16 protein-coding genes are annotated in these 12301 nt (G+C 66.4%); 11 read left to right on the plus strand and 5 right to left on the minus strand.

Annotation, left to right across the window (positions count from 1 at the left end):
- The 4 genes from B4A72_RS07160 to B4A72_RS07175 all read left to right on the plus strand — a co-directional run.
- A partial coding sequence (locus B4A72_RS07160; RefSeq protein ID WP_292978278.1) for an acyl-CoA dehydrogenase C-terminal domain-containing protein occupies nucleotides 1-402 on the plus strand: 402 nt, incomplete at its 5' end.
- Between the two features lie 35 nt (nucleotides 403-437).
- A complete protein-coding gene (locus B4A72_RS07165; RefSeq protein WP_292959096.1) occupies nucleotides 438-1421 on the plus strand; it encodes an MBL fold metallo-hydrolase in 984 nt (327 codons plus the stop codon).
- 62 nt (nucleotides 1422-1483) lie between these two features.
- Entirely contained in the window at nucleotides 1484-1636 is a 153-nt protein-coding gene (locus tag B4A72_RS07170) for an aa3-type cytochrome c oxidase subunit IV (RefSeq protein WP_292958978.1), read from the plus strand.
- Between the two features lie 20 nt (nucleotides 1637-1656).
- Nucleotides 1657-2283: a hypothetical protein gene (locus B4A72_RS07175; RefSeq protein ID WP_292958980.1), complete on the plus strand. Its 627-nt coding sequence runs from the start codon at nucleotides 1657-1659 to the stop codon at nucleotides 2281-2283.
- Here the strand turns inward: B4A72_RS07175 and B4A72_RS07180 are convergent.
- Both B4A72_RS07180 and B4A72_RS07185 read right to left on the minus strand, forming a co-directional pair.
- Entirely contained in the window at nucleotides 2268-2603 is a 336-nt protein-coding gene (locus B4A72_RS07180) for an AzlD domain-containing protein (protein ID WP_292958982.1), read from the minus strand. The two genes, B4A72_RS07175 and B4A72_RS07180, sit on opposite strands and share 16 nt — an antisense overlap.
- Nucleotides 2600-3280 (minus strand): AzlC family ABC transporter permease, encoded by a 681-nt coding sequence (locus tag B4A72_RS07185; protein WP_292958984.1) that lies wholly within the window; start codon nucleotides 3278-3280, stop codon nucleotides 2600-2602. Before B4A72_RS07185 ends, B4A72_RS07180 begins: the two co-directional genes overlap by 4 nt.
- Nucleotides 3281-3440: 160 nt before the next feature.
- Here B4A72_RS07185 and B4A72_RS07190 point away from each other — a divergent pair, with 160 nt between their 5' ends.
- The 3 genes from B4A72_RS07190 to B4A72_RS07200 all read left to right on the plus strand — a co-directional run bounded on the left by B4A72_RS07190 (nucleotide 3441) and on the right by B4A72_RS07200 (nucleotide 7315).
- Nucleotides 3441-3956, plus strand: a complete 516-nt coding sequence (locus B4A72_RS07190) for a GNAT family N-acetyltransferase (RefSeq protein WP_292958986.1) — start codon at nucleotides 3441-3443, stop codon at nucleotides 3954-3956.
- Between the two features lie 69 nt (nucleotides 3957-4025).
- Nucleotides 4026-6830, plus strand: a complete 2805-nt coding sequence (gene polA / locus B4A72_RS07195; RefSeq protein WP_292958988.1) for a DNA polymerase I — start codon at nucleotides 4026-4028, stop codon at nucleotides 6828-6830.
- A 278-nt stretch (nucleotides 6831-7108) separates the two neighbouring features.
- Nucleotides 7109-7315 (plus strand): cold-shock protein, encoded by a 207-nt coding sequence (locus tag B4A72_RS07200; RefSeq protein ID WP_292959097.1) that lies wholly within the window; start codon nucleotides 7109-7111, stop codon nucleotides 7313-7315.
- A gap of 145 nt (nucleotides 7316-7460) precedes the next feature.
- On the opposite strand, the gene B4A72_RS07205 is transcribed toward B4A72_RS07200, so the two are convergent.
- Both B4A72_RS07205 and miaB read right to left on the minus strand, forming a co-directional pair.
- On the minus strand, nucleotides 7461-8300 hold the full coding sequence (locus B4A72_RS07205; protein WP_292958990.1) for a universal stress protein: 840 nt from the start codon (nucleotides 8298-8300) through the stop codon (nucleotides 7461-7463).
- 103 nt (nucleotides 8301-8403) lie between these two features.
- Nucleotides 8404-9738 (minus strand): tRNA (N6-isopentenyl adenosine(37)-C2)-methylthiotransferase MiaB, encoded by a 1335-nt coding sequence (gene miaB, locus B4A72_RS07210; RefSeq protein ID WP_292958992.1) that lies wholly within the window; start codon nucleotides 9736-9738, stop codon nucleotides 8404-8406.
- A 62-nt stretch (nucleotides 9739-9800) separates the two neighbouring features.
- Between miaB and B4A72_RS07215 the strand changes: the two genes are divergently transcribed.
- The 4 genes from B4A72_RS07215 (at nucleotide 9801) to B4A72_RS07230 (ending at nucleotide 11835) form a co-directional block, all read left to right on the plus strand.
- Nucleotides 9801-10127, plus strand: a complete 327-nt coding sequence (locus B4A72_RS07215; protein WP_292958993.1) for a TfoX/Sxy family protein — start codon at nucleotides 9801-9803, stop codon at nucleotides 10125-10127.
- A gap of 66 nt (nucleotides 10128-10193) precedes the next feature.
- The gene (locus B4A72_RS07220) at nucleotides 10194-10829 is read left to right on the plus strand and encodes a TetR/AcrR family transcriptional regulator (RefSeq protein WP_292958994.1); all 636 of its coding nucleotides are present in this window, start codon (nucleotides 10194-10196) and stop codon (nucleotides 10827-10829) included.
- Nucleotides 10826-11290, plus strand: a complete 465-nt coding sequence (locus tag B4A72_RS07225; RefSeq protein ID WP_292958996.1) for an SRPBCC family protein — start codon at nucleotides 10826-10828, stop codon at nucleotides 11288-11290. The genes B4A72_RS07220 and B4A72_RS07225 overlap by 4 nt, the downstream gene beginning before the upstream one ends.
- A gap of 74 nt (nucleotides 11291-11364) precedes the next feature.
- Nucleotides 11365-11835: a VOC family protein gene (locus B4A72_RS07230; protein WP_292958998.1), complete on the plus strand. Its 471-nt coding sequence runs from the start codon at nucleotides 11365-11367 to the stop codon at nucleotides 11833-11835.
- Here the strand turns inward: B4A72_RS07230 and B4A72_RS07235 are convergent.
- Nucleotides 11832-12287, minus strand: coding sequence for a DUF2380 domain-containing protein (locus B4A72_RS07235; protein ID WP_292959000.1), 456 nt, complete (start codon nucleotides 12285-12287; stop codon nucleotides 11832-11834). The two genes, B4A72_RS07230 and B4A72_RS07235, sit on opposite strands and share 4 nt — an antisense overlap.
- Nucleotides 12288-12301: the final 14 nt, after the last annotated feature.

Consider the following 12301-nt stretch of genomic DNA (forward strand, 5'->3'; position numbering starts at 1 on the left):
GTCGGGCGCAAGCTGTCGGACGAGGGCGAGGCGGCGATGCGCCTGCTGGACGAGGTGCTGGATTGCGCCAAATCGGCGCAGGCCGATCATCCGCGACTGGCCAATGACCTGTGGCAGGCGGCCGAAACCCTGCGCGAGGCGACGCAGACGCTGCTGGACCGCGATCTGCCGGACCGGTTCGCAGGGGCCGTGCCCTATCTGACGGCCTTCGCGCGGGTTCTGGGCGGGTGCTATCACCTGCGGGCGGCGCAGGCGGGTGGTGGGGCGCATCTGGCACTGGCGCGGATCTTCATGGCCCGCGTGCTGCCGCGCAACTCGGGCGATCTGGCCGAGGCGCTGGCCGGGCTGGACGACCTCTCGGCGATCAGCGATGCGGCGCTTGCCGGCGATTTCGGCGCGTGATCCACTATCCCTGGCAGGAGCCCCCGGCGGAGGGCATGGCGGTCGAGGTCGCGCCGGGCATCCTGTGGATGCGGCTGCCGCTGCCGATGGCGCTGGATCACGTCAATGTCTATGCGCTGGACGACGGCGATGGCTGGACGATTGTCGATACCGGCTTCGACACCGGTCGCGGCCGCGCGATCTGGGACGTGCTGCGGGCTGGTCCGCTGGCGGGGCGGCGGATCAACCGGGTGGTCGGGACGCATCACCATCCGGATCATATCGGGCTGGCAGGCTGGTTCATGGATCGCGACGGCGCCGAACTGGCCATCAGCCGCACTGCCTGGCTGATGGCGCGGATGCTGCAACTGGACGTGCAGGAACGGCCCAGCCCGCAGGCGCTGGATTTTTGGCGCCGCGCCGGAATGCCGCCCGCGATGCTGGCCGAACGCGCGGCGCAGCGGCCCTATAACTCGGCCGATGTCGTCCATCCGCTGCCCCTCGGGTTCACGCGCATCGCCGAGGGAGACGAGATCGCGGTGGGCGGGCGGCGCTGGCGGGTTGCGATGGGCCATGGCCATGCGCCCTGCCATGCGACCCTCTGGTCGCTGGATGACGATCTGGTGATCGGGGGCGACCAGCTTCTGCCCTCGATCTCGCCCAATCTCGGCGTCTATCCGACCCAGCCCGAGGCCGATCCCGTCGGCGAATGGCTGGAAAGCTGCACCCGGCTGGCCGGTCTGGCGCGGCCCGGTCACCTGGTCCTGCCCGGCCACAAGCTGCCCTTCACCGGGCTGCCCGACCGGCTGCGGCAATTGATCGACAACCATCACGGCGCGTTGCGGCGGATGCGCGAGGCGCTGGCAGAAAGGCCGCGCAGCGCGGTCGAGTGTTTCGACATCCTGTTCAAGCGCCGCATCGGTCCGGCGGAATACGGGCTGGCGCTGGTCGAGGCGGTGGCGCATGTGAACCATCTGCGGCGATCGGGCGCGATCCGGGCCGTCGGCACAAGGCAGGGTGCGACCCTTTGGGGGGCGTGACAGGACGGCGGGCATCCGCTATGGCAGGACAGGACCAGGAAAGATCGCGGAGAGCAGGGAACATGGCGAGCGAACACGACAATCAGGATCACAAGCACGGCTCGATGGATATCAGCCAGCAGCAGGCGACCTTCCACGGGTTCATCCGTTTCGCGACCTGGGTGGTGATCCTGTCGCTGCTCGCCCTGATCTTCATGGCGCTGACCAACGCCTGAACCATTCGGAACCAATCCCCATGAAAAGACGTGTCTTCCTGGCGGCCTCGCTGCCGGCCCTTCTGACAGCCTGCGGCGCCGACAACATCTGGGCCAGCGACGAGCGGGTGCGCGCTGCCCGCTACGTCTCGCCCGAGCCGCCTTCGATCGCGCTGTTCACCGTGATCGGGATTCCGCGCGGCCAGGGCGGGCATTCGGCACTGATGATCAATGGCAGCCAGCGGGTGATCTATGATCCGGCCGGCAGCTGGAGCCATCCGCAGATCCCCGAACGGTATGACGTGCTTTATGGAATTACCGACAATTTCAAGCGGTTCTATATCGATTATCACGCCCGCAGCACGTTCTGGGTCGCTCAGGACACGGTTCCGGTCAGCCGCGAGGTCGCCGACCTGGCGATTCGCCGGGCCGAGGAGAACGGCGCCGCGAACAAGGCGTTCTGCGCGATCGAAACCAGCGCCGTGCTGCGCGGCGTCCCGGGATTCGAAGGCGCGCCCTTCGGTTTCTCGCCGATCAGGCTGCGCAACTGGTTCCTGACCCTGCCGGGCGTGCAGTCGCAGAAATTCCAGGACGGCGACCCGGCCAACAACCATGACGTCCTGATCCGCCAGAAGAACGGCGTGCTTACCGGCTATCCCAGAACGTAAAGCATCGCGAACAGCACCGTCGCGCCTGCCACGATCGAAAGGATCACGTTCTTCGTCAGCACGCCGACGGCGATCGTGACCGCGGCGGCGGACAGGCGGGCGGGTTCGGGCTGGCCCCCGGTCGCGGCGGGCCACATCACCAGCGGCGCGACCAGCGCGGGCAGAACCGCGACGGCGGTATAGCGCAGCATCCGGATGACGATGGGCGGCAGATCGCGGTCGCCCAGCGTCGCGAGAAAGGACCAGCGGATCAGGAATGTCCCGATCCCGAGCGCCAGGATCACGATCCAGATGGACAGGTCCGAGGTGACCGGGCTCATCCCTGGGTCGCCTTTCCGCGTTCCATGACCGTCTCGACCAGCGCGCCGGTCGCCATGCCTGCGAGGGCCGCGATCATCAGCCCCAGCCCCGAGGGCAGGCCCGCGAAGACCAGCGCCAGCACGATCGCCACCCCGCAGGCCGCCAGATGCGCGGGCGTGCGCAGCATCGGCGCGATCATGGCCAGAAAGGTGATCGGCATGGCAAAATCCAGCGCGATGTCATCCGGGATGGCGCGGCCCAGCGTGGCGCCGGCCCATGTCGCAAGGCTCCAGGGCAGGCACAGCAGGGTCGCGCTGCCGAAGAAATAGGCCAGACGCTGCGGCAGCGTCAGCCGGGGATGGCGTTCGTAGTGCTGCAAGGACAGGGCAAAGCTTTGATCGATCAGCAGATAGGCGATCAGCACCTTCTTGCCGGCCGAAGCCCCGCGCAGCCATGGCACCAGCGAGGCCGAATACATCGCCATGCGCAGATTGACCGCCAGTCCCGACAGGATCACCAGCAGCGCGGGCGCCTGGTCGCTGATCAACTGGACCGCGGTGAATTGCGAGGCGCCCGCGAAGACCAGGATCGAAAAGCCCATGGTCTGCGCCAGATCCATCCCCGCCTCTTGCGACATGACCCCGAAAAGCAGCGCGAAGGGCACGACCACGATGAGAAACGGCGTCGTGGCGATCATGCCATGCAAGAAGGATGCGCGCGGGCTGCGGGCCAGCGCGCGAATCTCGGCCGGCGCCCGGGGCGGCGCTTTGCCGGCCCCGCCACCGCGGGCCGGCCCTGGGGCGGGAAAAGGTGCCATGGCACTTTCATTCACGGACGGTTCGCGCCACCTTGCTTGCATGACGCGCAACCGGACGCAAGACCGACCCGTGACCCTCGAAAGCCCGATTTCCGCGGCGCATCTGCCGGCGGCAGCCGCCCTGTGGGGGCGCCACTTCGCATGTCCGCGCGCGGCGCTGACGGCGCGCAGCGTCTGTGCGAGACATGGAATCGTTGCGTTGAACGCCACCGGCCGTGTCGTCGGCGTGGCCGGCTTTCGCGATGCGGGGGGCGGTTTCCTGCGCCGGGCGCCGTGGTGGGGCGGCCTGTTCTACCGTGACGCGCCCGCCACCGCCGCGCTGGTGATCGACGGTATCGTGGCGCTGCCGCGTGGCGAGGGGGTGGGCCGCGCGCTGATCCGCGCCGCTCTGGCCGAGGCGGGCAGGCAGGCCCGCCCCGGCCTGCGGGCCGAGGTGCGCGGCCGGAACGCGGATGCATTGCGGTTCTATCGCCGTCTGGGCTTTGTCGAGGAGGGGCGCGGGCGCTATGGCTGGGCCTGGTCGGGGCAGGCCCTGCTGATGCGGCTGCCGGCCTGATCGCCCCTTTGCGCCCGGCCCGGCTTTCTGCCAGAACGGTGCCGCGACTGTCGCGAAAGGAATGCCGCCATGACCTCGGACGCGCCCGCTTTCGGCAAGGGCTGCAATCTTCATCTGATCGACGGATCGGCCTTCATCTTCCGCGCCTATCACGCGCTGCCGCCGCTGACGCGCAAGTCGGACGGGCTGCCGGTGGGCGCGGTCGCGGGGTTCTGCAACATGCTGTGGAAATACGTCACCGACGAACATGGCAGCGATGCGCCAACCCATGCGGCGGTGATCTTCGACCATTCCGCCAAGACCTTCCGCAACGAGATTTACAACGCCTACAAGGCCAACCGCCCCGATCCGCCCGAGGATCTGCGCCCGCAATTCCCGCTGACCCGTGACGCCACCCGCGCCTTCAACATCGCCTGCATCGAGACCGAAGGCTACGAGGCCGACGACATCATCGCCGCGCTGGCCTGCAAGGCGCGGGATGCCGGCGGTTCGGTCACCATCATCAGCAGCGACAAGGATCTGATGCAACTGGTGGGCGATGGCGTGCAGATGCTGGACCCGATCAAGGGCAAGCCGATCGGCCCGGACGAGGTGAGGGAAAAGTTCGGCGTCGGCCCCGACCGGGTCGTCGATGTGCAGGCGCTGGCGGGCGACGCGGTGGACAACGTGCCCGGCGCGCCGGGCATCGGCATCAAGACCGCCGCGCTGCTGATCCAGGAATATGGCGATCTGGAAACCCTGCTGGACCGCGCCGACGAGATCAAGCAGCCCAAGCGCCGCCAGACGCTGATCGAGAATGCCGAACAGATCCGCATCTCGAAACGGCTGGTGACGCTGGATTGCGATACGCCGTTGGATTTCACGCTGGAAAGCCTGGAGGTGCGGGATCCTCATGCCGAGACGCTGCTGGGATTCCTGTCCGAGATGGAGTTCCGCACCCTGACCGCGCGCGTCGCCGAACGGTTGGGGGCCGAGGCGCCGCCGGTCGTGTCCGCGCCGCCTTCGGACGTGGCCGCCGCGCCCGAGATGCCGGCGATCGATCCCGCCAGCTACGAGACGGTGACCGACATGGCGGCGCTGGACCGCTGGATCGTGGCGATCCGCGAAGTCGGGCAGGTCGCCATCGACACCGAAACCACCGGCCTTGACGAGATGCGCGCCGATCTGGCCGGGATCTGTCTGGCCGTCGCGCCCGGACAGGCCTGCTATATCCCGGTGGGCCATGTCGCGGGGGGCGACGATCTGTTCGGGCAATCGGCGCTGGTCGATGGACAATTGGCCCTGGATCAGGTGCTGGCGGTGCTGAAACCGGTGCTGGAGGATGCTGCGATCCTGAAGATCGGGCAGAACCTGAAATACGACTGGAAGATTCTGGCCCGCCACGGCATCCGCATGGACCCCATCGCCGACACGATGCTGATGTCCTATGCGCTGAACGCGGGCACCCACAATCATGGCATGGACGAGCTGGCCGAGCGCTATCTTGGCCATAAATGCATCCCGATCAAGGGCTTGATCGGTTCTGGCAAGGCGCAGATCAATTTCTCGCAGGTTCCGATCGACAAGGCCGCGCCCTATGCGGCCGAGGATGCCGATGTGACCCTGCGTCTGTTCCGGCATTTCGCGCCGATGCTGCCGGCCCAGCGGGTCACGACCGTCTACGAAAGGCTGGAGCGCCCCATGGTCGCCGTTCTGGGCGAAATGGAGATGGCCGGCATCCGCGTCGATGGAGACCATCTGAAGCGGATGTCGAATGCCTTTGCTCAGAAGATGGCGCAGCTTGAGGAAGAGATCCACGATCTCGCGGGCCAGAGCTTCAATGTCGGCAGTCCCAAGCAATTGGGCGAGATCCTGTTCGACAAGATGGGCCTGGCTGGCGGCAAGCAGGGCAAGACCGGGGCCTATTCCACCAGCGCCGACGTGCTGGAGGATCTTGCGGTTGAGCATGACCTGCCCGCCCGGATCCTGGACTGGCGCCAGATAGCCAAGCTGAAATCGACCTATACCGACGCGCTGCAGGGCCATGTGAACCCGGAAACCGGGCGGGTCCATACCAGCTATTCCATCGCCGGGGCGCAGACCGGGCGGCTGGCCTCGACCGACCCCAATCTGCAGAACATTCCCGTGCGCACCGAGGAGGGCCGCCGCATCCGCGAGGCCTTCATCGCCGCGCCGGGGCATCGGCTGGTCAGCCTGGACTACAGCCAGATCGAGTTGCGAATCCTGGCCCATGTCGCCGACATCCCGGCGCTGAAACAGGCTTTCCGGGACGGCATCGACATTCACGCCATGACCGCCAGCCAGATGTTCGGCGTGCCCGTCGAAGGCATGGACCCGATGATCCGCCGGCAGGCAAAAGCGATCAATTTCGGCGTGATCTACGGCATTTCGGGCTTCGGCCTGTCGCGCAACCTGCGCATTCCGCGGGCGGATGCGCAAAGCTTCATCGACACCTATTTCGAGCGATTCCCGGAAATCCGCGCCTATATGGATCGCACCGTGACCGACGCGAAATCAGATGGCAGCGTGCGGACGCTGTTCGGGCGGCGCATCAACACGCCCGGAATCAACCAGACCGGGCCGGCCGCGGGCGGCGCGCGGCGCGCGGCGATCAACGCGCCCATTCAGGGGGCTGCCGCCGACATCATCCGCCGTGCCATGATCCGGATGCCGGATGGCATCGGCCATCTGCCGGCGCGGATGCTGTTGCAGGTCCATGACGAACTGGTCTTCGAGGTCGAGGAGGGCGCGATCGACGACCTGATCGCCGCCGCCCGCACCGTCATGGAGGGCGCGGCCGAGCCCGTGATCAGGCTGTCGGTGCCGCTGGTCGTCGATGCCGGGCACGGCGCGACCTGGGCCGAGGCGCATTGATCCGGACCTGCGGTTGCCCATGTCAGGACAGGCGGATGATCCGGCGGCCGCAGATCGCGCGGTCGCTGACCATCCCAGCCCGAGGCCCGTTTCAGTGACCATCCCCGATCGGTCTGGAATCGAGGGTGCTTGCGCGATGCTTCGCGATCCACTATATGAAATCCGCTATGTTATCTCTGCTTCGATCTGTCTCCCGTCTTGCGGCTTCAGTCTTCGAGTTGATCTGACCGGCCGGGCCGTCGCAATCTCGCGGGCGGCAAATGACAGGAGACATCACGATGGCCAATGGCACCGTGAAATGGTTCAATTCCACCAAAGGCTTCGGCTTTATCCAGCCGGAAAGCGGCAAGCGGGACGTGTTCCTGCACATCTCGGCGGTCGAACGCGCCGGTCTGCCCCATCCGCAGGACGGCCAGGCCGTGACCTTCGACATCGAAGCCGGCCGTGACGGCCGCGAATCGGCGACGAACCTGAAATTCGCCTGAGGCGTTTTTCTCGTCCCGCGATGACCGGGGGCCAGCCCCCGGACCCCCGGGGTATTTGAACACCGAAGAAGGCGGTCGAGAGGCCGCCTTTCTTGTTATGGCTCGGGGCGATGGTGCGCGACATCGCCCGCCGGCTGCATCGGCCCTATCGGGCCATGAAAACCGGGATTGTCGCCTTTTCCAGCATGTTGCGCGTGGCGCCACCCAGGATCGCCTCGCGAAAGCGGGAATGGCCATAGGCCCCCATCACGATCATTTCGGCGCCGATTTCGGCCGCGCGGCGATCCAGTTCCTCGCTGATCGCCGAGCCGGTCCGGGCGAGGACGGCGATTTCGGCGTGGACACCATGCCGCGTCAGCATCCGCGTCAGCGCGCTGCCGGGATCGGTGCCTTCGGGGCCGCCGCCGCGCGGATTGACGATGGTGATCTCGACGTTGTCGGCCGCCTGCAGCATCGGCAGGGCGCGCCGCACGGCCGCAAGCGCCTCGGTCGACTGGTTCCAGGCGACCAGGATGCGGCGCGGAGGCTGGGCCGGAACGCCGGGCTTGGGCAGGACAAGAACCGGGCAGCCGCCCTCGAAAAGCGCGGCCTCGATCACGGTCTCGGCCTCTCCGGGCGCGTCTTCGGCATAGGGGCGCGACAGAACCGTCAGGTCCGAAAACCGCGCCTTCACGCCGACCAGGCTGGTGACGCCCCCCATCTGCACCACCGCCGTATCGACCGACCAGCGCAGATCGCTGGCCGATGCAAGATGGTCGCGGACCTTTTGTTCCAGTGCCTCGGCATCTTCCATCGCGGCGTCAAGCGCTTCCTGAAAAGCATAGGGCGTGCCGCCGGGAAAGTAATATCCCGCCTGGCTGAGATCGACGCCGAGGCAAAGGATGTCGAGATGCGCGTCCTCGCGCGTGGCGAGTGTTTCGGCATCGTCCAGCAGGCTGATCTGCGTCGGTCTGGACAGCACGGTGAGGATCGTCTTGTAGCCCATCATCATCTCCTTCCGGGTTGGATTCGGATGGTATCAGGACAGCCTGCGCCTTGCCTTGATCGGCGTCAAATCCCGCCGTGGAAAGACGGGCAATGCTGGCGAGCTATGCGGCCAGAACGCCGCGCAGGGAATTCGGTGCGGATTCGACGATATCGACCTGAACCAGATCACCGATGGCGGCATTGGGCGCGTCCACGAAAACCGAATGCAGATAATCCGACTTGCCAACCATCTGGCCCGGCAGGCGGCCCGGTTTTTCGAACAGGACGCCAAGCCTGCGACCGACCATGGCCTGCTGCGCCACCTTCTGTTGACGGGCCAGCAGTGCCTGCAATTCCTGCAAGCGGGCATCGGCGACCGCCGCGTCGATTTCGGGCCGTTCACAGGCCGGGGTGCCGGGACGCGGTGAATATTTGAAGCTGAAAGCGGTGCCGAAGCCGACCTGCTCGATCAGGCGCAGCGTGTCGGCGTGGTCTTGTTCGGTCTCGCCGGGAAAGCCCACGATGAAATCGCTGGTCAGGATGATGTCGGGCCGCGCCGCGCGGATGCGGTCGATCAGGCGAAGATAATGATCGGCCGTATGCCTGCGGTTCATCGCCTTCAGGATCCGGTCGCTGCCCGACTGCACCGGCAGATGCAGATAGGGCATCAGTTGCGGCACCTCGCCATGCGCGGCGATCAGGTCGTCGGCCATGTCGTTGGGGTGGCTGGTCGTATAGCGGATGCGGTCGAGGCCGTCGGTCTGGGCCAGAGCCCGGATCAGCCGCCCGAAGCCCCATTCGCGCCCGTCCTGGCCTGTGCCGTGCCAGCCATTGACGTTCTGACCCAGCAGCGTGATCTCGCGGACGCCGCGCGCGACCAGGTCGCGGGCCTCGCGCAGGATCCGGTCGGCGGGGCGGCTGACTTCGGCGCCGCGGGTATAGGGGACGACGCAGAAGGCGCAGAACTTGTCGCAGCCTTCCTGCACGGTCAAAAAGGCCGCAGGTGCGCGGCGGGTGGCGCGGGGGGCGGGCAGGTGGTCGAACTTGTCCTCGGCAGGAAAGTCGGTGAGGATTCGCGGCGCCTGGCCCCGTACCATCGCGGGCAGGCGGTGATAGGTCTGCGGCCCGACGACCAGATCGACCAGCGGCATCCGGCGCACGATCTCCTCGCCCTCGGCCTGGGCCACGCACCCCGCCACGCCGATCGTCAGGTCCGGCTTTTCGGCCTTCAACGGCTTCAGGCGGCCCAGATCGGAATACAGCTTTTCGGCCGCCTTCTCGCGGATGTGGCAGGTATTCAGCAGCACCATGTCGGCGTCGGCCTGGTCTTCGGTCAGGACATAGCCTTCGGCACCCATCGCCTCGGCCATGCGCTGGCTGTCATAGACGTTCATCTGGCAGCCATAGGTCTTGATGAAAAGTTTTTTCACCGGCGCGGTGCTGGCCTTGTCGCTCATGTCATGCTGTCCTTGGAATCCGGGTGCTGATACAGCAAAGGGCGGGTCTTGGAAAGGCGGCCATGGACAGCGATCTCGTCACTATCGGCAATATCGGCCCCGCGACCGCGAGGGCGCTGACCGCCGCAGGGGTGGCCGACGCAGCCAGCCTGCGCCGGATCGGCGCGCACGAGGCCTATCGCGCGCTGCTGGTCGCGGGCGGGCGGCCGCATTTCATCGGCTATTACGTGCTGCACATGGCCTTGCAGGGTCGGCCGTGGAACGATTGCCGGGGCGAGGAAAAGGTCGCGCTGCGTCGCCGGTTCGATTCGCTCGTGGCCGAAATGAAAGGCGTTTCACGGTCGGAGATCGACGCTGCCCTGGACCAGATCGGCCTGCGACGAGGCTGATTGACCCTGAAACCAGAGCGAAATTTTTTCTTGTCGTAGATACCAACCGGTTGGTATATTCAGGACATGGGACGCAAGACACGGCATGATCCGGATCGGGGCGATGCGCGGACAAGGCTGCTGGAGGCGGCGCGCGACATCGTCCGGGCACAGGGCTTTGCCGCGACCAGTGTCGATCAGTTGTGCAGGGCGGCGGGTGTGACGAAGGGGGCGTTCTTTCACCATTTCGCCAGCAAGGAGGCCCTGGGCGTGGCGGCGGCGGAATACTGGACCGAGATGACCGGGTCGCTGTTCGAAGCCGCGCCCTATCACGACCATGACGACCCGCTGGACCGGGTGCTGGCCTATGTCGATTTTCGCCGCGACATCATCGCCGGCGATCCCGCGGCCTTCACCTGCCTCGCAGGCACCATGACACAAGAGGCGTTTCACCTGCATCCGGCGATTCGCGACGCCTGCGCCGCTTCGATCTTCGGCCACGCCGCCACGCTGGAGCCGGACATCGCCGCCGCGATGGCGGCCCGCGGCCTGACCGGTATCAGCCCCGCCAGCCTTGCCGCCCATATGCAGGCGGTATTGCAGGGGGCGTTCATCCTTGCCAAGGCTGCCGATGATCCCTCGGTCGCCAGAGACAGCGTCGATCATCTGCAACGCTATCTGAGGTTGCTGTTTTCAACACCACCCGAAGGGAGAACCACATGAAGGACGCCGAATTCGAACTGGTTCTGGACCGCGTGATGGGCGCCCCGCGTGAGGCCGTCTGGCGCTGCTGGACCGATCCGCACCTGCTGGAACAATGGTTCTGCCCCAGGCCGTGGCATGTCACCGATGCGGTTCTGGAATTGCGTCCGGGTGGGCAATTCTCGACCGTGATGCACGGTCCTGACGGGGAGGAGTTTCCCACGATGGGCGTGTTCCTGGAAGTGGTCGAGGGGCGCAAGCTGGTTTCGACCGACGCCTTCACGCCCGGCTGGCGTCCGGCGGGCAAACCCTTCATGGCCTCCGAGGCTGTGCTGGACGATGCCGGCGAGGGGCGCACCCGCTATATCGCCCGCGCCATGCACTGGAACGCCGAGACGCTGAAGGAACACGAGGCCATGGGCTTTCACGAAGGCTGGGGCAGAGCCGCCGACCAGTTGGAGGCGCTGGCGAAATCCCTGTGACGCGCGCAGCGAAACATTGGTGATCGGGAATCCCCTGGAACCGATGGCGGACACCTGGCGACGGGAGAGCAGCGATGAACCGCAAGGTTGCGACATGTTTCTGGTTCGATCATCAGGCGATGGAAGCGGCGGAATTCTATGTCTCGCTGCTGCCCGACAGCCGCATCGTCGACGTCAGCCATTATATCGAGGAACAGGACATGGCGCCGGCGGGACGCGTTCTGGCGGTCGATTTCACGCTGGCCGGCACGCCCTACATGGCATTGAACGGGGGGCCGCATTTCACCCTGTCCGAGGCCGCCTCGATCCGCGTGATGACCGAGGACCAGGCCGAGACCGACCGGCTCTGGGCGGCATTGATCGCGGATGGCGGGGCGGAATCGCGATGCGGTTGGCTGAAGGACCGTTTCGGCATGTCCTGGCAGATCGTCCCGCGCCGGGCGATGGCGCTGATCACCGGATCGGAGGCAGGCAGGGTCTGGCCGGCGCTGATGGCGATGGGCAAGATCGACATCGCCGCGCTGGAATCCGCCGCCCGCGGCTAGTTCGAGGCATCGCGCAACTGCCGCGCCAGAAAGCGGGCCGCGCGGCGCCAGCTTTCATCATTGTCGCCCCTGAAATTCAGGTTGCGGCTGACGATCAGGTCGCCCGTCCCGACATCGACGAGATTGGCGAAAATCTGCAAGATCAGCGTGCTGGTCTTCTGCACCACCACGAACAGCGCCCGGTCGGCCCCGGTCGCGCGGGCCTTGTCCAGCAGGCAGGCGGTGGTCTGCGGCTGGCAATCGGCTATCGCCGCCGCGTCCAGCAGAATCGCTCCCTTCGTCTCGGCCTTCAGAACATCGGCGAGCAACAAGAGCCGCGCCTCGTGCGCCGCGCCCTGATCGCCGGGCTCTCTCGACGTGTCCAGCAGCTTGACCGGCAGAATCGCCAGCGGCTCGGCGGCGATGGATAGCGGATGCAGCGTCAAGAGGGCAGCAAGCACAAGGTGGCGCATCGCTTTCTCCTTCC

Source organism: Paracoccus sp. UBA5162, from assembly GCF_002413585.1.
Lineage (GTDB): Bacteria > Pseudomonadota > Alphaproteobacteria > Rhodobacterales > Rhodobacteraceae > Paracoccus.

What these genes read in the sequence shown, in the direction of transcription:
- B4A72_RS07235 (WP_292959000.1), bottom strand. Translation starts at nt 12,287, where the DNA reads ATGCGCCACCTTGTGCTTGCTGCCCTCTTGACGCTGCATCCGCTATCC.
- B4A72_RS07215 (WP_292958993.1), top strand. Translation starts at nt 9,801, where the DNA reads ATGGACAGCGATCTCGTCACTATCGGCAATATCGGCCCCGCGACCGCG.
- B4A72_RS07220 (WP_292958994.1), top strand. Translation starts at nt 10,194, where the DNA reads ATGGGACGCAAGACACGGCATGATCCGGATCGGGGCGATGCGCGGACA.
- B4A72_RS07190 (WP_292958986.1), top strand. Translation starts at nt 3,441, where the DNA reads ATGACGCGCAACCGGACGCAAGACCGACCCGTGACCCTCGAAAGCCCG.
- B4A72_RS07165 (WP_292959096.1), top strand. Translation starts at nt 438, where the DNA reads ATGGCGGTCGAGGTCGCGCCGGGCATCCTGTGGATGCGGCTGCCGCTG.
- miaB (WP_292958992.1), bottom strand. Translation starts at nt 9,738, where the DNA reads ATGAGCGACAAGGCCAGCACCGCGCCGGTGAAAAAACTTTTCATCAAG.
- B4A72_RS07205 (WP_292958990.1), bottom strand. Translation starts at nt 8,300, where the DNA reads ATGGGCTACAAGACGATCCTCACCGTGCTGTCCAGACCGACGCAGATC.
- B4A72_RS07175 (WP_292958980.1), top strand. Translation starts at nt 1,657, where the DNA reads ATGAAAAGACGTGTCTTCCTGGCGGCCTCGCTGCCGGCCCTTCTGACA.
- B4A72_RS07180 (WP_292958982.1), bottom strand. Translation starts at nt 2,603, where the DNA reads ATGAGCCCGGTCACCTCGGACCTGTCCATCTGGATCGTGATCCTGGCG.
- B4A72_RS07170 (WP_292958978.1), top strand. Translation starts at nt 1,484, where the DNA reads ATGGCGAGCGAACACGACAATCAGGATCACAAGCACGGCTCGATGGAT.
- B4A72_RS07230 (WP_292958998.1), top strand. Translation starts at nt 11,365, where the DNA reads ATGAACCGCAAGGTTGCGACATGTTTCTGGTTCGATCATCAGGCGATG.
- polA (WP_292958988.1), top strand. Translation starts at nt 4,026, where the DNA reads ATGACCTCGGACGCGCCCGCTTTCGGCAAGGGCTGCAATCTTCATCTG.
- B4A72_RS07225 (WP_292958996.1), top strand. Translation starts at nt 10,826, where the DNA reads ATGAAGGACGCCGAATTCGAACTGGTTCTGGACCGCGTGATGGGCGCC.
- B4A72_RS07185 (WP_292958984.1), bottom strand. Translation starts at nt 3,280, where the DNA reads ATGATCGCCACGACGCCGTTTCTCATCGTGGTCGTGCCCTTCGCGCTG.
- B4A72_RS07200 (WP_292959097.1), top strand. Translation starts at nt 7,109, where the DNA reads ATGGCCAATGGCACCGTGAAATGGTTCAATTCCACCAAAGGCTTCGGC.